The sequence below is a fragment of the Kitasatospora sp. NPDC034035 genome, from assembly GCF_055575755.1.
In genome coordinates, this window is sequence record NZ_JBVISA010000015.1 from 21,555 (window position 1) to 45,269 (window position 23,715).

Consider the following 23,715-nt stretch of genomic DNA (forward strand, 5'->3'; position numbering starts at 1 on the left):
CGCGCGGCCGGCAGAGAGGACAACGTCGTGTCGGTGAACCTGGCCAAGGGGCAGCGGGTCAGCCTCCAGAAGGGGCCGGGCAGCGCCCTGACCGTGGTCCGGATGGGCCTCGGCTGGCAGGCCGCCCCCAAGCGGGGCCTGTTCGGCAGCCGTACCCGGACGATCGACCTGGACGCCTCGGCGCTGCTGTACGCCGAGACGACCCCGTCCGACGTGGTGTTCTTCCAGCACCTGGAGAGCAACGACGGCTCCGTCCGGCACACCGGGGACAACCTTCAGGGCGGCTCCGGCGCCGAGGACGACGAGGCGATCCTGGTGGACCTGCTGCACGTGCCGGCGCACATCACCCAGGTGGTGTTCACGGTGAGCTCGTACACCGGGCAGACCTTCGCCGAGGTGCAGCGGGCGCACTGCCGGCTGGTGGACGAGACCACCGGGCTGGAGCTGGCCCGCTACGAGCTCGCGGGCGGCGGGCCGCACACCGGGCAGATCATGGCGAAGGTGGTCCGGGACGGCGACGGCGGTTGGGAGATGCAGGCGATCGGCGCGCCGGCCAAGGGGCGCACCTTCCAGGACCTGCTGCCGGCGATCGAGCCCTATCTCTGACGGTTCTTTACCTTCTTTACCTTTCTTTGTCTTCCCTGTTACTCTCGAGAGCAGCGGAGGGGAGTATTCCTCGACAGCCGACCCCGTCATCACGGGTGCCCATCGCGGCGCCCCGGGGCGGCCGGCCCGATGGGCGGAAGAGACCTCCGGCAGTGACGATGTCTGTCGCGCCTACCTGCCGGAGGAGCAGTAGTGGACGTTTCCGTAACCATGTGGGTCACCACGATCGGTGTGCTGATCGCCCTGATCGTGGCCGATTTCTTCATCGGTGGCCGCAAGCCGCACGAGGTCTCGATCAAGGAGGCCGGGATCTGGACGGCCGTCTGGGTCGTGCTGGCGCTGCTCTTCGGCGGTTTCCTCTGGTGGCACTCCGGCGGGCAGCCCGCGGGTGAGTTCTTCGCCGGCTACATCACCGAGAAGTCGCTCAGTGTCGACAACCTCTTCGTGTTCATCCTGATCATGGGCAAGTTCGCGGTGCCCAGGATCTACCAGCAGCGCGTGCTGATGTTCGGCGTGATCATCGCGCTGGTGCTCCGGGCGGCGTTCATCGCCGGCGGCGCGGCGCTGGTCTCCGAGTTCTCCTGGGTGTTCTTCATCTTCGGCGGCTTCCTGATCTGGACCGCCTGGAAGCTGGTCAAGGAGGCCCGGGCCGACGAGGAGGAGGACGAGGAGTTCGAGGAGAACCGCCTGCTCAAGTCGATCACGCGGCGCTTCCCGTCCACCGACGACTACCGTGGCACCAAGCTGTTCATCAGGGAGAACGGCCGCCGGCTGATCACCCCGATGCTGATCGTCATGCTGGCGATCGGGACGACGGACGTGCTGTTCGCCCTGGACTCGATCCCGGCCATCTTCGGCCTCACCCAGGACCCGTACATCGTCTTCACTGCCAACGCCTTCGCCCTGATGGGCCTGCGCCAGCTGTACTTCCTGATCGGCGGCCTGCTGAAGAAGCTGGTCCACCTGTCCTACGGCCTGTCGGTGATCCTCGGCTTCATCGGCGTGAAGCTGGTGCTGCACGCCGCCCACGAGGCCGGGGCGAACGTCCCGGAGATCGGCATCCCGTTCTCGCTCGGCTTCATCGTGGTCGTGCTGGCCGTCACGACGTTCACCAGCCTGCGAGCCTCGAAGAAGGCCGCCGAGGCCGAGCAGGCCGAGCCCGCGAAGCTGGACGCCTGAGGCTCGACGCCTGAGGCTCGACGCCCGGAACAGCCGAGGCCCCCGTGACCGCCATCCGGTCGCGGGGGCCTCGGCCGTGTGCGGGGCGCCCCGGCTACCAGCCGCGGTCGCGCCACTCGTCGAGGTGCGGGCGTTCGGCGCCGAGGGTGGTGTCGTTGCCGTGGCCGGGGTAGACCCAGGCCTCGTCCGGGAGGACGTCGAAGATCTTCTCGTTGACGTCCCGGAAGAGGCTCTTGAAGGCCTCCGGGTCGCCCCAGGTGTTGCCGACGCCGCCGGGGAAGAGGCAGTCGCCGGTGAAGACGTGCTGGTGGCCCTGGGGGTCGTCGTAGATCAGGACGATGGCGCCCGGGGTGTGCCCGACCAGGTGGCGGACGGTGAGCTCGACGTCGCCGACCCGCAGCTTGTCACCGTCGGCGAGTCGCAGCTCGGTGGGCACGTCGATGCCCTCGGCGTCGTGCTCGCCGGCGGCGGTGCGGGCACCGGTGGTGGCGACCACCTCGGCCAGCGCGCCCCAGTGGTCGTGGTGCCGGTGGGTGGTGACCACGGTTTCGAGGTCGTCGCCGACGGTCTCCAGCAGCACCGGGGCGTCGGCGGCGGCGTCGATCAGCAGCTGCTCGTCGGTGGCCCGGCAGCGCAGCAGGTAGGCGTTGTTGTCGTACGGGCCGACGGCCACCTTGGTGATGATCAGGTGCGCCAGCTCCCGCACGTCCGGCGGCCCGCCGACCTTGACCGCTCCGTGGTACGTCATCCGTCCGCTCCTCGTCCTAGTCCGGGCCCGGCAACAGGGTTCAGGATCATCCTCGCGCCGTCAGCCCATGGGGGGAAGCTGGGGGAGGGCGGTGTCGGGGGTGCGGCTCAGGCCGGCACCGGCGGAGCGGCCGGAGAGCCAGGCGGTGAGGGCGCGGACGGGGCCCTCGACGGCGAGCTGCGGGGCGCCCGAGCCGATCACGGCGCGGTCCTCGGTGTCGGCGGCGACCAGCTCGACGGCGGGCAGGTCGGCCTCGTCGGCCAGGTTTCCGGCGAGCTTGCGGAACTGGGCGACGGCGAAGTCCTGCGGCCACTGTGCGGGGGTGTGGCCGGCGTCGAGGTCGACGTGGTGGTACTCGAGCTCCAGCAGGCGCTTGTGCGGGATGTCGGAGGCCGGGAAGAGGTAGCCGGAGCGGTGCTTGACCGTCGCGGCCCAGGCCTCGGGGGTCATCAGCGCGGCAGCCTCGGCGAAGCGGGCGTGCGAGGCGCGCAGGTCGGCGAGGTGGACGTCGAGCGGGCGGGGCGCGTCGCGCTCGATGTCCTGGTCGCGGGCCTCGTTGCTCGCGTACTGCGGGATGTCGGTGCCGGTGCGGGCGCCGGTCAGCAGGTTGACCAGGGAGTCGGCGTTGCGGGCGAGGTGGGCCAGTACGTGGCCGCGGGTCCAGCCGGGGAGGGCGGAGGGTTCGGTGACGGCCTCGGGCTTCAGTGCGGAGACGGTCTGCAGCAGGCGCTGGGTGCTCTCCTCGACCTGGCTCAGCCAGGAGGCGGCGGAGGCGGCGGCGGACTGCGGGTCGGTCATCGAATCTGCCTTCGGTAGGGACGGCGCGTTGCCCGCGGGGGGCTTCGCTCGTTGACCAGGCGACGCTATCGCCGAATCCGGGCCCTGAGCAGGGCGTTTTTCGGTACGCGGACAGTGTGGGTACGGACGGTCCCGGGGTGGTCCTCACTCGTTCGGGTGGTCTCCACTGGACAGAGTCGAGATTCGAACGTCTGAGCTATAGGCTGGCTGCCGCATCCTGGAAGAAGTACCGAATCTCACCGCAAGCCATCTCGCCCCGGAGAAAGGCGCCAGAAGCAGTGGCCGACCGCCTCATCGTCCGCGGTGCTCGCGAGCACAACCTCAAGAACGTCTCGCTCGACCTGCCCCGCGACTCCCTCATCGTCTTCACGGGCCTCTCCGGCTCCGGCAAGTCCTCGCTCGCCTTCGACACGATCTTCGCCGAGGGCCAGCGCCGCTACGTCGAGTCGCTGTCCTCCTACGCCCGTCAGTTCCTCGGGCAGATGGACAAGCCCGACGTGGACTTCATCGAGGGCCTCTCCCCGGCCGTCTCGATCGACCAGAAGTCCACCAACCGCAACCCCCGTTCGACCGTCGGCACGATCACCGAGGTCTACGACTACCTGCGTCTGCTGTTCGCCCGGATCGGCAAGCCGCACTGTCCGCACTGCGGCCGCCCGATCGCCAAGCAGTCGCCGCAGGCGATCGTGGACAAGGTGCTGGAGCTCGCCGAGGGCACCCGCTTCCAGGTGCTGAGCCCGGTGGTGCGCGAGCGCAAGGGCGAGTTCGTCGACCTCTTCGCCGACCTGCAGTCCAAGGGCTACTCCCGCGCCCGGGTGGACGGCGGGACGATCCAGCTCGCCGAGCCGCCGAAGCTCAAGAAGCAGGAGAAGCACACCATCGAGGTGGTGATCGACCGCCTGACCGTCAAGGACAGCGCCAAGCGGCGGCTCACCGACTCGGTGGAGACGGCCCTGCGACTGTCCGGCGGCATGGTCGTGCTCGATTTCGTCGACCTCCCCGAGGACGACCCCGAGCGCGAGCGGATGTACTCCGAGCACCTCTACTGCCCGTACGACGACGTGTCGTTCGAGGAGCTGGAGCCGCGCTCGTTCTCCTTCAACTCGCCGTTCGGCGCCTGCCCGGACTGCTCGGGCCTGGGCAACCGGATGGAGGTCGACCCGGAGCTGGTGGTGCCGGACGTCGAGCGCTCGCTCGACGAGGGCGCGATCCACCCGTGGTCGGCCGGGCACGCCAAGGAGTACTTCCAGCGCCTGATCGACGCGCTCGCCGGGGAGCTCGGCTTCCGCACCGACATCCCCTGGGCCGGGCTGCCCGCCCGCGCCAAGAAGGCGCTGCTGTACGGGCACAAGCACCAGGTGGAGGTCCGCTACCGCAACCGCTTCGGCCGCGAGCGCTCGTACAGCACCGGCTTCGAGGGCGCCGTCCCGTTCATCCAGCGCCGGCACACCGAGGCGGAGAGCGACAGCAGCCGCGAGCGCTTCGAGGGCTACATGCGCGAGGTGCCCTGCCCGACCTGCCAGGGCACCCGGCTCAAGCCGGTGGTGCTCGCGGTCACCGTCCAGGACAAGTCGATCGCCGACGTCTCCTCGATGTCGATCAGCGACTGCTCCGAGTTCCTGGGCGCGATGAAGCTCAACGCCCGGGACAAGCAGATCGCCGAGCGGGTCCTCAAGGAGGTCAACGAGCGGCTGCGCTTCCTGGTCGACGTCGGCCTGGACTACCTCTCGCTCGACCGCGCGGCCGGCACCCTGTCCGGCGGCGAGGCCCAGCGCATCCGGCTGGCCACCCAGATCGGCTCCGGCCTGGTCGGCGTGCTCTACGTGCTGGACGAGCCGTCCATCGGCCTGCACCAGCGGGACAACCACCGGCTGATCGAGACGCTTGTGCGGCTGCGCGACATCGGCAACACCCTGATCGTGGTCGAGCACGACGAGGACACCATCAAGACCGCGGACTGGGTGGTCGACATCGGCCCGGGCGCCGGCGAGCACGGCGGCAAGGTGGTGCACTCCGGGTCGCTGAAGCAGCTGCTCACCAACAAGGAGTCGCTGACCGGGCAGTACCTCTCCGGCAAGCGGTCCATCCCGGTCCCGGCGGGCCGCCGCGAGCGGGACAAGAAGCGCCAGTTGACGGTCCACGGCGCCCGCGAGCACAACCTCAAGGACGTCACGGTCGGCTTCCCGCTCGGCACCTTCACCGCGATCACCGGTGTCTCCGGCTCCGGCAAGTCGACCCTGGTCAACGACATCCTCTACACCCACCTCGCGCGGGAGCTGAACGGCGCCCGCAGCGTGCCCGGCCGGCACACCCGGATCACCGGCACCGACCAGGTGGACAAGGTGGTGCACGTCGACCAGTCGCCGATCGGCCGCACCCCGCGCTCCAACCCGGCCACCTACACCGGGGTGTTCGACCACGTCCGCCGGCTCTTCGCGGAGACCCAGGAGGCCAAGGTCCGCGGCTACCTGCCCGGCCGGTTCTCGTTCAACGTCAAGGGCGGCCGCTGCGAGAACTGCTCGGGCGACGGCACCATCAAGATCGAGATGAACTTCCTGCCGGACGTCTACGTGCCGTGCGAGGTCTGCCACGGCGCCCGGTACAACCGGGAGACGCTGGAGGTGCACTACAAGGGCAAGTCCATCGCCGAGGTGCTGGACATGCCGATCGAGGAGGGGCTGGCCTTCTTCGAGGCCGTCCCGGCGATCGCCCGGCACCTCAGGACGCTCAACGACGTCGGCCTCGGCTACGTCCGGCTCGGCCAGTCCGCGCCCACGCTCTCCGGCGGCGAGGCGCAGCGCGTCAAGCTGGCCTCGGAGCTGCAGAAGCGCTCCACCGGGCGGACGGTGTACGTGCTGGACGAGCCGACCACCGGCCTGCACTTCGAGGACATCAGCAAGCTGATCAAGGTGCTCAGCGGGCTGGTCGACAAGGGCAACACGGTGATCGTCATCGAGCACAACCTCGATGTGATCAAGACCGCCGACTGGGTCGTCGACATGGGACCCGAGGGCGGCTCCGGCGGTGGCATGGTGGTCGCCGAGGGCACCCCCGAGCAGATCGCCGCCGTCGCGGAGAGCCACACCGGCAAGTTCCTGCGGGACATCCTGCCGAGCGACTTCGCGGACGCCCCGGCCGCCCCGGTGGCGAAGAAGGCGGCGCCGCGCAAGCGGGCCGCCGCGGCGAAGAAGTAGTCCTGTCCGCCCCGCCGTTCCCGGGACTCCCGGGAACGGCGGGGCGGGTGCGGCATAGACTTCCGTGGTCCCTCGCAGCAGCAGCAACCGTAGGAGCGCACCGATGTCCGAGGCCCTCGAGACCAGCCCCACCGCGACCCGCCGCACCCTGCTCTGCGGGGCCGCGGCCGTCCTCGCGGCCGGCGGCACCGTGGCGGTCAGCGGCTGCAGCTCCTCCTCCGGCTCCTCCGGCTCCTCCGGCTCCTCCGGTTCGAGCGGCGCCCCCAAGGGCCCGGTGGACCTCGGCCCGGCCTCGGACGTGCCGGAGGGCGGCGGCAAGGTGTTCCGCGAGCAGAAGATCGTGGTGACCCAGCCGGCTGCCGGCCAGTACAAGGCGTTCAGTGCCAAGTGCACCCACGCCGGCTGCATCGTGGACCAGGTGAAGAACCAGCAGATCCAGTGCCCCTGCCACGGCAGCCGGTTCGGCATCGCCGACGGCGCCGTGCAGGACGGCCCGGCCCCCTCCCCGCTGCCCGCCTACACCGTCACGGTCGAGGGCGGAAACCTCAAGGTGACCCCGAGCTGAAGCAGTTGAGCCCCGCCGAGTTGATCTCCCCTTCGCACCCCCACCCGCTGTCGGTACGGTGGACCCATGGCTGACCCGAGCACCTACCGCCCGGCGCCCGGCGCGATCCCGACCTCCCCGGGCGTCTACCGGTTCCGTGACGCCCACGGCCGGGTCATCTACGTCGGCAAGGCCAAGAGCCTGCGGCCGCGCCTGTCGTCCTACTTCCAGGACCTGGCCGGTCTGCACCCGCGCACCGCGACCATGGTCACCACCGCCGCCTCGGTGGAGTGGACCGTGGTCGGCACCGAGGTCGAGGCGCTCCAGCTGGAGTACTCCTGGATCAAGGAGTACGACCCGCGGTTCAACGTCAAGTACCGCGACGACAAGAGCTATCCGGAACTCGCCGTCACCCTCAACGAGGAGTACCCGCGGGTCCAGGTGATGCGCGGGGCGCACAAGAAGGGCGTGCGCTACTTCGGCCCGTACGGGCACGCCTGGGCGATCCGCGAGACGGTCGACCTGCTGCTGCGCGTCTTCCCCGTCCGCACCTGCTCCAACGGCGTCTTCAAGCGCGCCCGGCAGGTCGGCCGGCCCTGTCTGCTCGGCTACATCGGCAAGTGCGCCGCGCCCTGCGTCGGCAAGGTCTCGGCGGACGAACACCGGGCGCTGGCCGAGGACTTCTGCGACTTCATGGCCGGGCGCACCGGCAACTACCTGCGCCGGCTGGAAGAGCAGATGCAGGAGGCCGCGGACGAGCTGGAGTACGAGAAGGCGGCCCGGCTGCGGGACGACATCGGCGCCCTGAAGCGCGCGATGGAGAAGAACGCCATCGTGCTCGCGGACGCCACCGACGCCGACCTGCTGGCCGTCGCCGAGGACGAACTCGAGGCCGCCGTGCAGATCTTCCACGTCCGCGGCGGCCGGGTGCGCGGCCAGCGCGGCTGGGTCACCGACAAGGTCGAGGACGTCGACACGGCCGGGCTGGTCGAGCACGCCCTCCAGCAGCTCTACGGCGGCGCCACCGCGGACGAACGGAACGAGTCCGTCCCGCGCGAGGTGCTGGTCCCCGCCCTGCCCGACCCGGTCGAGCCGGTGCGGGAGTGGCTGAGCGGCCTGCGCGGCAGCCAGGTCGATCTGCGCATCCCGCAGCGCGGCGACAAGAAGGACCTGATGGCCACCGTGCAGCGCAACGCCCAGCAGGCGCTCGCGCTGCACAAGACCAAGCGCGCCTCCGACCTCACCACCCGCAGTCGCGCCCTGCAGGAGATCGCCGACGCGCTGGAGCTGGACTCCGTCCCGCTGCGGATCGAGTGCTACGACATCTCCCACCTGCAGGGCGAGGACGTGGTCGCCTCCATGGTCGTCTTCGAGGACGGCCTGGCCCGCAAGAGCGAGTACCGGCGCTTCCAGATCAAGGGGTTCGAGGGCCAGGACGACGTCCGCTCGATGCACGAGGTGATCAGCCGCCGCTTCCGCCGCTACCTCCGGGAGCGCGAGCAGACCGGCGAGTGGGCCGTCCCCGAGGAGGACGAGCCCGGCGCCACCGAACCCGGCAACGGCGAACCCGGCAGCGCCGTCCGGGACGAGGAGGGCCGCCCCAAGCGGTTCGCCTACCCGCCCCAGCTGCTGGTGGTCGACGGCGGCCAGCCGCAGGTCGCCGCCGCCAGGCGCGCCCTGGACGAACTCGGCATCGACGACGTCGCGCTGTGCGGCCTGGCCAAGCGCCTGGAGGAGGTCTGGCTGCCCGGCGAGGACGACCCGGTGGTGCTGCCCCGCTCCAGCGAGGGCCTCTACCTGCTCCAGCGGGTGCGCGACGAGGCCCACCGCTTCGCGATCGGCTACCAGCGCACCAAGCGTTCCAAGCGACTCACCGCAGGGGAACTGGACTCCGTCCCGGGCCTCGGCGAGACTCGCCGCCAGGCGCTGCTCAAGCACTTCGGCTCGCTGAAGAAGCTCCGGGCCGCCACCGTGGACGAGCTCTGCGCGGTACCCGGCATCGGACGCCGCACCGCGGAGACTGTTGCGGCGGCGTTGTCGTCCCGTACACCCGCCGCACCCGCGGTCAACACCGCGACCGGCGAGATCATCGAGGACGGGGCCGACCACGCCACCGAGCCGGTGGCAGCAGCACCCCAGACCGCACCATCCCAGGAGACGCCATGACGGCCGACGCCGCCCGTCAGCCGGTGTGCCCCGACCCCGCCCGCCTGCCCGGGTCGGGGAAGGGCGGCCGCGCCGTGCGCGTTCTCCCCAGCAGAAAGACCGAGAACGGGGAACCGAAGTGACCGTGTCAGACGTGGCCGAGAACGCGCCGGAGCTGGTGATCATCTCCGGCATGTCCGGAGCCGGCCGCTCCACCGCCGCCAAGTGCCTGGAGGACCTCGGCTGGTTCGTGGTGGACAACCTGCCGCCGGCCCTGATCCCGACCATGGTCGACCTGGGCGCCCGGTCCCAGGGCAACGTCGCCCGGATCGGCGTGGTCGTGGACGTCCGCGGCCGCCAGTTCTTCGACGACCTGCTGACCTCGCTGGACGAGCTGGAGAAGCGCGGCGTCCGGCTCCGGGTCGTCTTCCTGGACTCCTCCGACGACGCGCTGGTGCGCCGCTTCGAGAGCGTCCGCCGCCCGCACCCGCTGCAGGCCGACGGCCGGATCGTGGACGGCATCGCCCAGGAACGCGACCTGCTGCGCGACCTGCGCGGCGAGGCCGACCTGGTGATCGACACCTCCAACCTCAACGTGCACCAGCTGCGCGCCAAGCTGGACGCCCAGTTCGCCGACCACGACGAGCCCGAGCTGCGCGCCACCGTGATGTCCTTCGGCTTCAAGTACGGCCTGCCGGTCGACGCCGACCTCGTGGTGGACTGCCGCTTCCTGCCCAACCCGCACTGGGTGCCCGAGCTTCGTGCCCGTACCGGCACCGACCCGGACGTCGCCGACTACGTGTTCCAGCAGCCCGGCGCCAACGAGTTCCTGGACGGTTACACCGAGCTGCTGCGCATCGTGACCGAGGGGTACCGACGCGAGGGGAAGCGCTACATGACGCTTGCCGTAGGCTGCACCGGTGGCAAGCACCGCAGCGTCGCCATGTCCGAGCGACTGACCAAGCGTCTCATCGCCGACGGAGTCGAGACGGTGCTCGTTCACCGTGACATGGGACGGGAGTAACCGCCGCTTTCCCTGCCGGGCCGCCGGCGGAACCGGTGGCGGGGCAGAGGAACGCGAGGTGATGTGTGGCGGGATACGTGCCCGGGCGGCAGCCGCAGAGCAGGACCGGTGACCGGGCGGGCAGCCCGGCCCGGCTCCCGGCGCCGAGCCGTCCGCGCAGCGGTCCCGCCCGGACCAACCCGGCCCCGCGGATCACCGCGCTCGGCGGCGGCCAGGGCCTGTCCGCCTCGCTGTCCGCGCTGCGCCGCCTCACCAGCGACCTCACCGCCGTGGTCACCGTCGCCGACGACGGCGGCTCCAGCGGACGGCTGCGCACCGAGCTGGGCGTGCTGCCCCCGGGCGACCTGCGCAAGGCGCTGGCCGCGCTGTGCGGGGACGACGACTGGGGCCGCACCTGGTCCGAGGTGATCCAGCAGCGCTTCACCGGCAACGGCGAGCTCGGCGGCCACGCCGTCGGAAACCTGCTGATCGTCGCGCTCTGGGAGAAGCTGGGCGACCCGGTGGCGGCCCTGGACTGGGTCGGCCGACTGCTCAACGTCCAGGGCCGGGTGCTGCCGATGTCGGCGGTGCCGCTGGACATCGAGGCGACCGTCCGCGGCCACGACCCGGCGCTGCCCGGCGAGGTGTCGGCGGTCCGGGGCCAGGCGAACGTCGCGGTCACCCCCGGCACCGTGCAGTCGATCCGGCTGCTGCCGGACGGGCCGCCGGCCGTCCCGGAGGCGGTCACCGCCGTGCGCGAGGCGGACTGGGTGGTGCTCGGCCCCGGCTCCTGGTTCACCAGCGTGCTGCCGCACCTGCTGGTGCCCGAGCTGGCCAAGGCGCTCACCGAGACCCGCGCCCGCCGCCTGCTCACCCTGAACCTGGCCCCCCAGCCCGGCGAGACCGAGGGCTTCACCCCGCAGCGTCACCTGGAGGTCATCGCCGACCACGCCCCGGAGCTCGCGGTGGATGCGATCCTGGTGGACGAGCGCGCCGTCACCGGCGGCGCCTTCGGCCAGGCTGACCTCGACGGTCTGGAGAAGGCCGCCGAGCGGATGGGCGCCGCCCTGGTGCTCGGTTCGGTGGCCCGCACCGACGGTACGCCGCGACACGACCCGGAGCTGTTGGCGGCAGCGTACGACCGGATTTTCCGGACACATGGAAGGATCGGGCCATGGCGATGACTCCAGCGGTGAAGGACGAGATCAGCCGGCTCCCGGTCACCCGGGCCTGCTGTCGCAAGGCGGAGGTGTCGGCGATCCTGCGGTTCGCGGGCGGGCTGCACATCGTGAGCGGCCGCATCGTGATCGAGGCGGAGCTGGACACCGGAGCGGCGGCACGGCGGCTGCGCAAGGACCTGCTGGAGATCTTCGGGCACTCCTCCGACCTCGTGGTGATGGCCCCCGGCGGGCTGCGCCGCGGCAGCCGCTTCGTGGTGCGCGTGGTCAAGGACGGCGAGCTGCTCGCGCGCCAGACCGGTCTGGTGGACGGGCGCGGGCGCCCGATCCGGGGCCTGCCCCCGGCGGTCGTCTCCGGCGCCACCTGCGATGCCGAGGCGGCCTGGCGCGGCGCCTTCCTCGCGCACGGGTCGCTCACCGAGCCGGGCCGCTCCTCCTCGCTGGAGATCACCTGCCCCGGCTCCGAGGCGGCGCTGGCCCTGGTCGGCGCCGCCCGCCGGCTCGGCATCCCGGCCAAGGCCCGCGAGGTCCGCGGCGTGGACCGGGTGGTCATCCGCGACGGTGACGCGATCGGCGCGCTGCTGACGCGGCTGGGCGCGCACGAGTCGGTGCTCGCCTGGGAGGAGCGCCGGATGCGGCGCGAGGTGCGGGCCACCGCCAACCGCCTCGCCAACTTCGACGACGCCAACCTGCGCCGCTCGGCCCGCGCCGCGGTGGCGGCCGGCGCCCGGGTGCAGCGCGCGCTGGAGATCCTCGGCGAGGAGGTGCCCGAGCACCTGGCCGCGGCCGGCCAGCTGCGGATGCAGCACAAGCAGGCCTCGCTGGAGGAACTGGGCGCGCTCGCCGATCCGCCGCTGACCAAGGACGCGGTGGCCGGCCGGATCCGCCGTCTGCTGGCGATGGCCGACAAGCGCGCCTCCGAGCTCGGCCTGCCGAGCACCGAGGCCAGCCTGACCGACGAGATGGCGATGAACTGACCCTCGCGGTCCGTGATCGCGACACGGCCGGTGCCCGGAATTCCGGGCACCGGCCGTCGGCGTTTCCGGGCGTCCGCGAGACTCCCCAATTGGTAGAGACCATTGGCCCGAGAGCAACTGCCCGCCGGACCAAGGCCGGACGGCCTGAAATGGGGTTTGAGGGGCGCCACGCCCAGTCTCACCAGGCGGCGCGATGTGCCCTCCCGCGCCCCGGAGGGGTAGGGTCATAGGCGGTCGGGGACTTCCCAAATCTCACCCCCGTCGGGCTCCGGCCCGGCGTACCTAACGAGGAGATCGGTTCGTGACGATCCGGGTAGGCATCAACGGCTTCGGCCGCATCGGCCGCAACTTCTTCCGGGCGGTCAAGGCCCAGGGCGCGGACATCGAGATCGTCGGTGTCAACGACCTCACCGACACGAAGACCCTGGCTCACCTGCTCAAGTACGACACCACGCTGGGCACTTTCCCGGGTACGGTCTCGCACACCGAGGACAGCATCACCGTCGACGGCAAGACCTTCCAGGTGACTGCCGAGCGTGACCCCGCGAACCTGCCGTGGGCCGCCCTGGGCGCCGACATCGTCGTCGAGTCCACCGGCATCTTCACCAAGGCCGAGGCCGCGAAGAAGCACCTCGCCGCCGGCGCGAAGAAGGTCATCATCTCGGCGCCCGCCACCGACGAGGACGTCACCATCGTCATGGGCGTCAACGACGACAAGTACGACGCCGCCAAGCACACCATCATCTCCAACGCCTCCTGCACCACCAACTGCGTGGCGCCGATGGCCAAGGTGCTGAACGAGAGCTTCGGCATCGTCAAGGGTCTGATGACCACCGTCCACGCGTTCACCAACGACCAGGTCACCCTGGACTTCCCGCACAAGGACCTGCGCCGCGCCCGCGCCGCGTCGCAGAACATCATCCCGACCTCGACCGGTGCCGCCAAGGCGACCGCCCTGGTCCTGCCGGAGCTGAAGGGCAAGCTGGACGGCACCTCGCTGCGCGTCCCGGTCCCGACCGGCTCGATCACGGACCTGGTCGTCACCCTGGAGCGCGAGGTCACCAAGGACGAGGTCAACGCCGCGTTCCAGAAGGCCGCGGAGGGCCCGCTCAAGGGCATCCTGGCCTACACCGAGGACCCGATCGTCTCCTCGGACATCGTCAACGACCCGGCCTCCTGCATCTTCGACAGCCAGCTCACCATGGTCCAGGGCAACCAGGTCAAGGTGCTCGGCTGGTACGACAACGAGTGGGGCTACTCGAACCGCCTCGTCAACCTGACCACCCTCGTCGGTGAGCAGCTCTGACCTTGCGGGAGCTGACGTGATGTAGGGGCGAGGGCCCGGACGGCGCACCATGCCGACCGGGCCCTCGTTCCGCGCTTCCAGTACTTCCCAGGCGGCCCCTGCGCCGTGCCGCCTCACTGCGCATCAACCATCTCCCCAGGAGAACCGAATCCCCGTGAAGACCATCGAAGAGCTCATCGAAGCCGGTGTCGAAGGAAAGCGCGTGTTCGTGCGCGCCGACCTGAACGTCCCGCTGGACGGCACGACGATCACCGACGACGGCCGGATCCGCGCCGTCGCCCCGACCATCGCCAAGCTGGCGGCGGCCGGCGCGAAGGTCGTCGTCGCCTCGCACCTCGGCCGCCCCAAGGGCGCGCCGGACCCGCAGTTCTCGCTCGCGCCGGCGGCCGAGCGGCTCGGCGAAATCATCGGCAAGGGCGTCGCCTTCGCCACCGACACCGTCGGTGACAGCGCCGCGGCCACCGTCGCCGCGCTCGGCGACGGCGAGGTCGCGCTGCTGGAGAACCTGCGCTTCAACGCGGGCGAGACCAGCAAGGACGACGCCGAGCGCAAGGCCTTCGCCGAGCAGCTCGCCGCGCTGGCCGACCTGTACGTCGGCGACGGCTTCGGCGCCGTGCACCGCAAGCACGCCTCGGTGTTCGACCTGCCCGGCCTGCTGCCGCACGCCGCGGGCGACCTGATCGCCACCGAGGTCGGCGTCCTGAAGAAGCTCACCGAGGACGTCAAGCGTCCGTACGTGGTGGTGCTCGGCGGCGCCAAGGTCTCCGACAAGCTCGCCGTGATCGACAACCTGCTGAAGAAGGCCGACCGGATCCTGATCGGCGGCGGCATGGCGTACACCTTCCTCAAGGCCAAGGGCCACGAGGTCGGCATCTCGCTGCTGCAGGAGGACCAGATCCCGACCGTCCTGGGCTACCTGGCCGAGGCCGAGCAGCGCGGCGTCGAGTTCGTGCTGCCGAAGGACGTCCTGGTCTCCGCCGAGTTCCCGGACCTCAAGACCAAGGCCCCGGCGAGCTTCGAGGTCGTCGCCTCGGACGCGATCCCGGCCGACAAGGAGGGCCTGGACATCGGCCCGAAGACCCGCGAGCTGTACGCGGCCAAGCTGGCCGACGCCGGCACGGTGTTCTGGAACGGCCCGATGGGCGTCTTCGAGCACCCGGACTACGCGAACGGCACCAAGGCCGTCGCGCAGGGCCTGCTGGACAGCGACGCGTTCACCGTGGTCGGCGGCGGGGACTCCGCCGCGGCCGTCCGCATCCTGGGCTTCGACGAGAACGCCTTTGGACACATCTCGACCGGCGGTGGCGCGAGCCTCGAGTACCTGGAGGGCAAGACCCTTCCCGGTCTCGCCGCCCTGGAAGGCTGACAGCATGACCGACCGTCTCCCGCTCATGGCGGGCAACTGGAAGATGAACCTCAACCACCTCGAGGCCATCCAGCACACCCAGAAGCTGGCCTTCGCGCTGGCCGACAAGGACTACGAGGCCGTCGAGGTCGCGGTCCTGGTGCCGTTCACCGACCTGCGCTCGGTGCAGACCCTGGTCGACGGCGACAAGCTGAAGATCAAGTACGGCTCGCAGGACATCTCGCGGCACGACTCCGGTGCCTACACCGGCGAGGTCTCCGGCCCGATGCTGGCCAAGCTCAAGTGCACCTACGCGGTGATCGGCCACTCCGAGCGCCGCCAGTACCACGGCGAGGACGAGGAGATCGTCAACGCCAAGGTGAAGGCCGCCTACCGCGCCGGGATCACCCCGATCCTGTGCATCGGCGAGCCGCTGGACATCCGCAAGGCCGGCACCCACGTCGAGTACACCCTGGCCCAGCTGGACGGTGCCCTCGCGGACGTCCCGGCCCACCAGGCCGAGACCGTCGTCGTCGCCTACGAGCCGGTCTGGGCGATCGGCACCGGCGAGGTGGCCACCCCGGAGGACGCGCAGGAGGTCTGCGCCGCCATCCGCAAGCGGATCGCCGAGCTGTACGACGCCGAGCTGGCCGGCAAGGTCCGCGTGCTGTACGGCGGTTCGGTCAAGTCGTCGAGCGCGGCCGGCCTGATGGCCAAGCCCGACATCGACGGCGGCCTGATCGGCGGTGCCTCGCTGGACGCCGAGGAGTTCGTCAAGATCGTGCGCTACCGTGAGCAGGCAGTAGGCTAACGCCGCCGCAGCAACGTAGGCTTTGGGGTCGGACCGCCGTACGCGGTCCGGCCCCTTCGCCGAAGATACGAGAGAGTTGGTCCCGCCGTGGTTCTCGGGTTCTCGATTGCCCTGATCATCTTCAGTCTGCTGATGATCCTCCTGGTGCTGCTGCACAAGGGGAAGGGCGGCGGCCTGTCGGACATGTTCGGCGGTGGCGCGATGTCCACCGGCGGCGGCTCGGCGGTGGCCGAGCGCAACCTGGACCGCATCACCGTCGTGGTCGGCCTGGGCTGGTTCGCGAGCATCATCGTGCTCGGCCTGCTGCTGAAGTACAAGGGCTGACACAACCCTGACGGCCCGTCGCCCGAGCGCCTATCCTGGGACGGTCGGGTGCGGAGGCAGTGGTGGCGGAGGCTTAACTCCTGCTTACACTAGGACGACTTTCGCCACCGACGCGCACCGCGGCGGGTCGGCGCACCAGTACGCAGGGAGTCAGACCGTGGCAAGTGGCAATGCCATCCGTGGCAGCAGGGTTGGGGCCGGCCCGATGGGCGAGGCGGAGCGCGGCGAGTCCGCCCCGCGCAACCGGATCTCCTTCTGGTGCGCCAACAAGCACGAGACCCGGCCCAGCTTCGCCGCCGAGGCGGCGATCCCGGACACCTGGGACTGCCCGCGCTGCGGCTTCCCGGCCGGGCAGGACCAGCACAACCCGCCCGCGCCCTCGCGCAACGAGCCCTACAAGACGCACCTCGCCTACGTCCGTGAGCGGCGCACCGACGCCGACGGCGAGGCGATCCTGGCCGAGGCGCTGGCGAAGCTCCGAGGCGAGATCTGAGGCGAGATCCGAGGCGAGATCCGAGGCGACCCGACCTCTGAGGCGACCCGAACGAGAAGGGCGCCACCGTCGAACGACGGTGGCGCCCTTCGGCGTTGCGGACCGCAGGGCCCGTCCGGCCGTTACGCCGAGGCCGGCGGGTAGAGCTGCGGCGGGATCCGCTCCGCGGCGGCGCGGTCCAGCAGCCACAGGGTGCGGCTGCGGCCGTACGCGCCGGACGCGGGCGCCTGGAGCTCGCCGGGACCGGACAGGGCCAGCGCGACCGCGCCCGCCTTGTCCTCGCCGGCGGCCAGCAGCCAGACCTCGCGGGCGGCCCGGATGGCCGGAAGGGTGAGCGAGATCCGGGTCGGCGGGGGCTTGGGGGCCCCGCGCACGCCGACCACGGTCCGCTCGGTCTCCCGCACGCCCGGGTGCTCGGGGAAGAGCGAGGCGACGTGGGTGTCCGGGCCGACGCCGAGCAGCAGCACGTCGAAGGCGGGGACGCCGAACCGGTCGCCCGGTCCGGCCGCCTTCGCCAGCTCCTGCGCGTAGCGGGCCGCGGCGGCCTCCACGTCCGAGCCGTCCACCCCGTCCGAGGCGGGCATCTCGTGCACCCGCGCCGGGTCGAGCGGGACGGAGTCCAGCAGCTCGGCGCGGGCCTGGACGGCGTTGCGGTCCGGATCGGCGGCGGCCACGAAGCGCTCGTCGCCCCACCAGAGGTCCAGCCGCCCCCAGTCGACCGCGTCGCGCGCCGGGGAGGCGGCGATCGCGGCCAGCAGGGCGTTCCCGTTGCGGCCGCCGGTGAGCACCACCGAGGCGGCGCCGCGGGCGGCCTGGGCGTCCACGATCCGGGTGATCAGCCGGGCCGCGGCCGCCTGGGCCATCAGCTCCTTGTCCCGGTGGACGACCAGCTGCGGGGTCGCGTTGGTCATGCGCCTTCCTTGGTGGTGCGCTTGCCGGCGGCCCTCTTCGCGGGCTTCCTCTCCGACGCGTCGGCCGTGACCGCCTCCGGGTCGGCCACGGCCTCCTCGGCGGCGTCCTCGACCGCGCGGGCGACCCGCTCGGCCGCCGCCGTCTCGGCGTTGGCCGGCTCGTGCAGCCGGTCGACGGGCGTGCGCACGGCCGTCGCGTAGATGTCGTCCGGGTCCAGGCGGCGCAGCTCCTCGGCGATCAGCTCCGAGGTCTCGCGCCGCTTGAGCGCCACCTGGCGGTCCGGCGAGCCGGGCATGGAGAGCGTGCCCAGCAGGCCGTCCGGGCGGTCCAGGGTGATGTCCCCGTCCTTGGTGCGCAGGTGCACCGCGGTGATGCCGGGGCCACCCGTGACGACCCGCTCGACCGGCACGTGCAGCCGGTTGGTCAGCCACAGGCCGAGCAGCTCGACGCTGGGGTTGTAGGACTCGCCCTCGACCACCGCGGAGACGATGGCGGACGGCCGCTGGTCCAGCGCGGCGGCCAGCATCGAGCGCCAGCCGGTGATCCGGCTCCAGGCCAGGTCGGTGTCGCCCGGGGTGTAGCTCTGGGCCCGCTGGGCGAGCTGGCCGACCGGGGACTCGGCGGTGACGGCGTCGGTGATCCGGCGCTGGGCGAGCGAGCCCAGCGGGTCCTGCGCCGGGTGCAGCGGCGCGTTGTCCGGCCACCAGACCACGACCGGGGCGTCCGGCAGCAGCAGCGGCAGGACCACCGACTGGGCGTGCGCGGCGAGCTCGCCGTGCATGCGCAGGACGACGGTCTCGCCGGAGCCGGCGTCCGAGCCGACCAGGATCTCGGCGTCCAGCCGGGTCTCCGCGCGGGCCCGTGGCGAGCGCCCGGCGCGCTTGATCACCGCGAGGGTGCGCATCGGGTGCTCGCGGGAGGCGTCGTTGGCGGCCTTGAGGGCGTCGTAGGCGCTGCCCTCGTCGGTCACGATCACCAGGGTGAGCACCATGCCGGCGGCGGTGGAGCCGCTGGCCCGGCGCGCCTCCATGAGCGCGGCGTTGATCTTGCTGGACGTCGTGTTGGTGAGGTCGATCTTCATGGTCGGCGCCAGCTCCTGCCGTCTCGTGCGAGCATCTCGTCCGCCTCGACCGGGCCCCAGGTCCCCGCCGCGTACTGGGCGGGCTTGCCGTGGGTGTCCCAGTACTTCTCGATCGGGTCGAGGATCTGCCAGGACAGCTCGACCTCCTGGTGGCGCGGGAACAGGTTGGCGTCGCCGAGCAGCACGTCGAGGATGAGCCGCTCGTACGCCTCCGGGCTGGACTCGGTGAAGGACTCGCCGTAGGCGAAGTCCATCGTGACGTCCCGGACCTCGAAGGAGGTGCCCGGCACCTTGGAGCCGAACCGCACCGTCACGCCCTCGTCCGGCTGGACCCGGATGACCAGGGCGTTCTGCCCCAGCTCCTCGGTCGCGTAGGAGTCGAAGGGCAGGTACGGGGCGCGCTGGAAGACGACCGCGATCTCGGTGACCCGGCGGCCCAGGCGCTTGCCGGTGCGCAGGTAGAACGGGACGCCCGCCCAGCGGCGGTTGTTGATCTCCAGCTTGATGGCCGCGTAGGTGTCGGTCTTGGAGTCCGGGTCGATGCCGTCCTCGTCGAGGTAGCCGACGACCTCCTCGCCGCCCTGCCAGCCGGAGGCGTACTGGCCGCGCACGGTGTGCCGGCCGAGGTCGGCCGGGAGCTTGACGGCGCTGAGCACCTTGAGCTTCTCGGCCACCAGCGCCTTCGGGTGGAAGGACGCCGGCTCCTCGATGGCGGTGAGCGCCATCAGCTGGAGCAGGTGGTTCTGGATGACGTCACGGGCGGAGCCGATGCCGTCGTAGTAGCCGGCCCGGCCGCCGATGCCGATGTCCTCGGCCATGGTGATCTGCACGTGGTCGACGTACGACCGGTTCCAGATCGGCTCGAACATCTGGTTGGCGAAGCGCAGCGCCAGGATGTTCTGGACCGTCTCCTTGCCCAGGTAGTGGTCGATCCGGAAGACCTCGTCCCGGGGGAAGACCTCGTGGACGACCTTGTTGAGCTCCTGCGCGCTCTCCAGGTCGTGGCCGAAGGGCTTCTCGATGACCGCGCGGCGCCAGGAGCCCTGCGGCGGGTCGGCCAGGCCGTGCTTCTTGAGCTGCTGGACGACCGTCGGGAAGAACTTCGGCGGGACGGACAGGTAGAAGGCGAAGTTGCCGCCGGTGCCCTGGGCCTTGTCCAGCTCCACGATGGTCTCGCGCAGCTTGTCGAAGGCCTCGTCGTCGTCGAAGGTGCCGTGGACGAAGCGCATGCCCTTGGCGAGCTGCTGCCAGACCTCCTCCCGGAAGGGGGTGCGGGCGTGGTCCCGGACGGCGTCGTGGACCTCCTTGGCGAAGTCCTCGTCGTCCCACTCGCGGCGGGCGAAGCCGACGAGGGAGAAGCCCGGCGGAAGCAGACCGCGGTTGGCCAGGTCGTAGATGGCCGGCATCAGCTTCTTGCGGGACAGGTCGCCGGTGACCCCGAAGATGACCAGACCGGACGGCCCCGCGATGCGCGGGAGCCGTCGGTCGGAGGGGTCACGAAGCGGGTTGACCGGGGCGGGCGGGAGGTCGTCCGCGTCCGATTCCGACGTCAACTCGGGGTAATCAGTGCTCACTTGATGGGCTCCGCTTTCGTGCGCTGGCTGTGAGCGGGGGTCACTTCTCGTCGGCGAAGGAAGCGAGCGAGGCGGTGACGGTGTCGAGCAGCTCGTTCCAGGACTGCTCGAACTTCTCGACGCCCTCGTCTTCCAGGACCTGGACCACGTCGTCGTAGTCCACGCCGGCTGCGGCGATCGCGTCCAGCACGGCCTTGGCGTCCGCGTAGTTGGGGACGATGGTGTTGCCGGTGACCACGCCGTGGTCGCCGGTGGCGTCCAGGGTCGCCTCGGGCATGGTGTTGACGGTGCCGGGGGCGACCAGCTCGGTGACGTACAGGGTGTCCGGCAGGGCCGGGTCCTTGACGCCGGTGGAGGCCCACAGCGGGCGCTGCGGCTTGGCGCCGGCGGCCTCCAGGGAGAGCCAACGGGCGTTGCCGGCGGTCTTGCCGTCGACGCTGCCGAAGACCTCCTCGTACGCCTGGTAGGCGAGGCGGGCGTTGGCCAGCGCGGCCTTGGAGCGCAGGTTCTTGGCGTCGCCGCCGACCTTGTCCAGGCGCTTGTCGATCTCGGTGTCCACGCGGGAGACGAAGAAGGAGGCGACCGACTCGATCTGGGAGAGGTCCAGGCCCTTGCCCTTGGCGGCCTCCAAGCCGCTCAGGTAGGCGTCGATGACGGCCTTGTAGCGCTCCAGCGAGAAGATCAGCGTGACGTTGACGCTGATGCCCTTGCCGATGACCTCGCTGATCGCGGGCAGGCCGGCCTTGGTGGCGGGGATCTTGATGAAGACGTTCGGGCGGTCCACCAGCCACCACAGCTGCTTGGCCTCGGCCACGGTGGGGGCGGTCTCGTGCGCCAGGCGCGGGTCGACCTCGATGGAGACCCGGCCGTCGCGGCCGTTGGAGGCGTCGTAGACCGGGCGCAGCACGTCGGCCGCGTCGCGCACGTCGGAGGTGGTGATCATGCGGATCGCCTCCTCGGTGGTGACCTTGCGGACGGCGAGGTCGCGCAGCTGGCTGTCGTAGGAGTCGTCGCCGCTGCCGGCGATGGCCTTCTGGAAGATGGTCGGGTTGGTGGTCACACCCACCACGTGCTTGTTCTGCACCAGCTCGGCCAGGTTGCCGGAGTTGAGCCGCTTGCGGCTGAGGTCGTCCAGCCAGATCGCAACGCCTTCGTCGCTGAGGCGCTTCAGTGCGTCAGTCATGGTGCTTCAGTCCCTTGTTCTTCTGCTTCGTGGGGTAGTCAGAGGGGCCGGGGCGCCGATGTGCGGTCGGCCGCCCCGGCCCGTTGTCCCGCACTCGCCGCCGGGAGCTCGTACCCGATGCCGACGTTCCTCGCTCCAGCGCTCGCTTGTCGCTCGTCGCTTTCGGCATCGGCGCTCCCTTCGGCTCGTGCTCGGGGCCGCTAGCGGTTGACGGCTTCGAGGGAGCGCAGGGCGTTGTGGGCCTCGGCCACCACGCGCTCGGCGGTGATGCCGAACTCCTCGAAGAGCACCTTGTAGTCGGCGGAGGCGCCGAAGTGCTCCAGCGAGACGATCCGGCCGTGGTCGCCGACCAGCTCGCGCCAGCCCTGGGCGATGCCGGCCTCGACCGAGACGCGGGCCTTCACCGACGGCGGCAGCACGCTGTCGCGGTAGGCCTGGTCCTGCTCCTGGAACCACTCGAAGGACGGCAGCGAGACCACGCGGGTCGCGATGCCCTCCGCCTCGAGCACCTCGCGGGCCTTGACGGCCAGCTGGACCTCGGAGCCGGTGCCGAGCAGGATCAGCTGCGGGTCGCCGTTCGAGGCCTCGGCCAGGATGTAGCCGCCCTTCGCGGTGCCCTCGGCGGAGCCGAAGACCTCACGGTCGAAGGTCGGGACGCCCTGGCGGGTGAGGGCCAGGCCGACCGGGCCGGGGTGGCTGGTCTGGCGCTCGATGATGGTGCGCCAGGCGACGGCGGTCTCGTTGGCGTCGGCCGGGCGGACCATGGCCAGGCCCGGGATGGCGCGCAGCGAGGCCATGTGCTCGACCGGCTGGTGGGTCGGGCCGTCCTCGCCCAGGCCGATCGAGTCGTGCGTCCAGACGTAGGTGACCGGCAGCTTCATCAGCGCGGCCAGGCGGACGGCCGGGCGCATGTAGTCGGCGAAGACCAGGAAGGTGCCGCCGTACACGCGGGTCCTGCCGTGCAGCGCGATGCCGTTCATGATCGAGCCCATGGCGTGCTCGCGGATGCCGAAGTGGATCGTCCGGCCGTACGGGCTCGCCGACTTCAGCGGGTTGCCCTCGGGGAGGAAGGAGCTGTCCTCGTCGATGGTGGTGAGGTTGGACTCCGCGAGGTCGGCCGAGCCGCCCCACAGCTCCGGGATCACCGCGCCGATCGCCTTGAGGGTGTCGCCGGAGGCCTTGCGGGTGGCGACGTCCTTGCCGGCCGGGAAGGAGGGGACGGCCTTCTTCCAGCCCTCGGGCAGCTCGCCGGCCTGGATCCGGTCGAAGTCGGCGGCGCGGTGCGGGTTGGCGGCGCGCCAGGCCTCGAAGGACTGCTGCCACTGGTCGCGGGCGGCCTTGCCGCGCTTGATGACCAGCCGGGCGTGCTCGATGACCTGGTCGCTGACCTCGAAGGTCTTCTCCGGGTCGAAGCCCAGGACCTTCTTGGTGGCGGCGATCTCGGCGGCGCCGAGCGCGGAGCCGTGCGCCTTGGCGGTGTTCTGGGCGTCCGGGGCCGGCCAGGCGATGATGGTGCGCATCGCGATGATCGACGGGCGGGAGGTCTCGGCCTTGGCCGCGGCCAGCGCGTCCGCGAGGACGGCCACGTCGATGTCGCCGTTGGACTTCGGGGTCACCCGCTGGACGTGCCAGCCGTACGCCTCGTAGCGCTTGAGGACGTCCTCGGAGAAGGCGGTCTCGGTGTCGCCCTCGATCGAGATGTGGTTGTCGTCGTACAGGGCGACCAGGTTGCCCAGCTTCTGGTGGCCGGCCAGCGAGGAGGCCTCGGCGGAGATGCCCTCCTCCAGGTCGCCGTCGGAGACGATGGCCCAGATGGTGTGGTCGAAGGGGGACTCGCCGGCCGGGGCCTCGGGGTCGAAGAGGCCGCGCTCGTAGCGGGCGGCCATCGCCATGCCGACCGCGTTGGCGATGCCCTGGCCGAGCGGGCCGGTGGTGGTCTCCACGCCAGCCGTGTGGCCGTGCTCGGGGTGGCCGGGGGTGCGGCTGCCCGCGACGCGGAAGGCCTTGAGGTCGTCCAGCTCCAGGCCGTAACCCGAGAGGTACAGCTGGGTGTAGAGGGTCAGGCTGGTGTGCCCGGGGGAGAGGACGAAGCGGTCGCGGCCGACCCAGGCCGGGTCGGTCGGGTCGTGGCGCAGGAACCGCTGGAAGATCAGGTACGCGGCCGGGGCCAGCGTCATGGCCGTCCCGGGGTGTCCGTTGCCGACCTTCTGGACAGCGTCCATGGCGAGGACTCGCGCGGTGTCAACCGTGCGCTCGTCCATATCGGTCCACTCGAATGCGTTCGTCGGCGCAGTGCTCACCCTGTCTCAGGGCT

General features: G+C 71.1%; 20 protein-coding genes. 13 read left to right on the plus strand and 7 right to left on the minus strand.

Annotated features, from left to right (window positions below; genetic code table 11):
* The first annotated feature begins 27 nt into the window (after positions 1 to 27).
* Positions 28 to 606, plus strand: a complete 579-nt coding sequence (locus tag ACZ52J_RS21800; RefSeq protein WP_360506105.1) for a TerD family protein — start codon at positions 28 to 30, stop codon at positions 604 to 606.
* Between the two features lie 192 nt (positions 607 to 798).
* On the plus strand, positions 799 to 1,785 hold the full coding sequence (locus tag ACZ52J_RS21805; RefSeq protein WP_465620928.1) for a TerC family protein: 987 nt from the start codon (positions 799 to 801) through the stop codon (positions 1,783 to 1,785).
* Positions 1,786 to 1,879: 94 nt separating this feature from the next.
* On the opposite strand, the gene ACZ52J_RS21810 is transcribed toward ACZ52J_RS21805, so the two are convergent.
* The gene (locus ACZ52J_RS21810) at positions 1,880 to 2,533 is read right to left on the minus strand and encodes an MBL fold metallo-hydrolase (protein WP_465620930.1); all 654 of its coding nucleotides are present in this window, start codon (positions 2,531 to 2,533) and stop codon (positions 1,880 to 1,882) included.
* A 60-nt stretch (positions 2,534 to 2,593) separates the two neighbouring features.
* Positions 2,594 to 3,331, minus strand: coding sequence for a maleylpyruvate isomerase family mycothiol-dependent enzyme (locus tag ACZ52J_RS21815; protein ID WP_465620931.1), 738 nt, complete (start codon positions 3,329 to 3,331; stop codon positions 2,594 to 2,596).
* A gap of 278 nt (positions 3,332 to 3,609) precedes the next feature.
* Here ACZ52J_RS21815 and uvrA point away from each other — a divergent pair, with 278 nt between their 5' ends.
* The 11 genes from uvrA to ACZ52J_RS21870 all read left to right on the plus strand — a co-directional run bounded on the left by uvrA (position 3,610) and on the right by ACZ52J_RS21870 (position 16,651).
* Entirely contained in the window at positions 3,610 to 6,525 is a 2,916-nt protein-coding gene (gene uvrA, locus ACZ52J_RS21820; RefSeq protein WP_465620933.1) for an excinuclease ABC subunit UvrA, read from the plus strand.
* Positions 6,526 to 6,628: 103 nt separating this feature from the next.
* A complete protein-coding gene (locus tag ACZ52J_RS21825; protein WP_465620935.1) occupies positions 6,629 to 7,090 on the plus strand; it encodes a Rieske (2Fe-2S) protein in 462 nt (153 codons plus the stop codon).
* 66 nt (positions 7,091 to 7,156) lie between these two features.
* Positions 7,157 to 9,235 carry an excinuclease ABC subunit UvrC gene (gene uvrC, locus ACZ52J_RS21830; protein ID WP_465620936.1) on the plus strand — a complete coding sequence of 693 codons (2,079 nt, stop codon included), beginning with the start codon at positions 7,157 to 7,159 and terminating at the stop codon, positions 9,233 to 9,235.
* Positions 9,236 to 9,353: 118 nt separating this feature from the next.
* Positions 9,354 to 10,238, plus strand: a complete 885-nt coding sequence (gene rapZ, locus ACZ52J_RS21835) for an RNase adapter RapZ (protein WP_360509973.1) — start codon at positions 9,354 to 9,356, stop codon at positions 10,236 to 10,238.
* Between the two features lie 65 nt (positions 10,239 to 10,303).
* Complete coding sequence (locus ACZ52J_RS21840) at positions 10,304 to 11,401, plus strand: gluconeogenesis factor YvcK family protein (RefSeq protein WP_360509974.1); 1,098 nt, start codon at positions 10,304 to 10,306, stop codon at positions 11,399 to 11,401.
* Complete coding sequence (gene whiA / locus ACZ52J_RS21845) at positions 11,392 to 12,372, plus strand: DNA-binding protein WhiA (protein WP_030238424.1); 981 nt, start codon at positions 11,392 to 11,394, stop codon at positions 12,370 to 12,372. The genes ACZ52J_RS21840 and whiA overlap by 10 nt, the downstream gene beginning before the upstream one ends.
* A gap of 301 nt (positions 12,373 to 12,673) precedes the next feature.
* A complete protein-coding gene (gap, locus tag ACZ52J_RS21850; RefSeq protein WP_360499413.1) occupies positions 12,674 to 13,678 on the plus strand; it encodes a type I glyceraldehyde-3-phosphate dehydrogenase in 1,005 nt (334 codons plus the stop codon).
* A 154-nt stretch (positions 13,679 to 13,832) separates the two neighbouring features.
* Complete coding sequence (locus tag ACZ52J_RS21855; protein ID WP_465620939.1) at positions 13,833 to 15,044, plus strand: phosphoglycerate kinase; 1,212 nt, start codon at positions 13,833 to 13,835, stop codon at positions 15,042 to 15,044.
* Positions 15,045 to 15,048: 4 nt separating this feature from the next.
* Positions 15,049 to 15,834, plus strand: coding sequence for a triose-phosphate isomerase (gene tpiA, locus ACZ52J_RS21860; RefSeq protein ID WP_360499417.1), 786 nt, complete (start codon positions 15,049 to 15,051; stop codon positions 15,832 to 15,834).
* 87 nt (positions 15,835 to 15,921) lie between these two features.
* Entirely contained in the window at positions 15,922 to 16,158 is a 237-nt protein-coding gene (gene secG / locus ACZ52J_RS21865) for a preprotein translocase subunit SecG (RefSeq protein ID WP_360499419.1), read from the plus strand.
* Between the two features lie 205 nt (positions 16,159 to 16,363).
* Positions 16,364 to 16,651 (plus strand): RNA polymerase-binding protein RbpA, encoded by a 288-nt coding sequence (locus ACZ52J_RS21870; RefSeq protein ID WP_030238413.1) that lies wholly within the window; start codon positions 16,364 to 16,366, stop codon positions 16,649 to 16,651.
* A gap of 122 nt (positions 16,652 to 16,773) precedes the next feature.
* On the opposite strand, the gene pgl is transcribed toward ACZ52J_RS21870, so the two are convergent.
* The 5 genes from pgl to tkt all read right to left on the minus strand — a co-directional run bounded on the left by pgl (position 16,774) and on the right by tkt (position 23,701).
* On the minus strand, positions 16,774 to 17,562 hold the full coding sequence (gene pgl / locus ACZ52J_RS21875; protein ID WP_360499421.1) for a 6-phosphogluconolactonase: 789 nt from the start codon (positions 17,560 to 17,562) through the stop codon (positions 16,774 to 16,776).
* Positions 17,559 to 18,644 carry a glucose-6-phosphate dehydrogenase assembly protein OpcA gene (opcA, locus tag ACZ52J_RS21880; RefSeq protein WP_465620941.1) on the minus strand — a complete coding sequence of 362 codons (1,086 nt, stop codon included), beginning with the start codon at positions 18,642 to 18,644 and terminating at the stop codon, positions 17,559 to 17,561. Before opcA ends, pgl begins: the two co-directional genes overlap by 4 nt.
* Positions 18,641 to 20,197, minus strand: a complete 1,557-nt coding sequence (gene zwf / locus ACZ52J_RS21885; protein WP_465621175.1) for a glucose-6-phosphate dehydrogenase — start codon at positions 20,195 to 20,197, stop codon at positions 18,641 to 18,643. The genes opcA and zwf overlap by 4 nt, the downstream gene beginning before the upstream one ends.
* Positions 20,198 to 20,258: 61 nt before the next feature.
* Positions 20,259 to 21,401 (minus strand): transaldolase, encoded by a 1,143-nt coding sequence (gene tal, locus ACZ52J_RS21890; RefSeq protein ID WP_360499425.1) that lies wholly within the window; start codon positions 21,399 to 21,401, stop codon positions 20,259 to 20,261.
* A 200-nt stretch (positions 21,402 to 21,601) separates the two neighbouring features.
* On the minus strand, positions 21,602 to 23,701 hold the full coding sequence (tkt, locus tag ACZ52J_RS21895) for a transketolase (RefSeq protein ID WP_465620943.1): 2,100 nt from the start codon (positions 23,699 to 23,701) through the stop codon (positions 21,602 to 21,604).
* Positions 23,702 to 23,715: the final 14 nt, after the last annotated feature.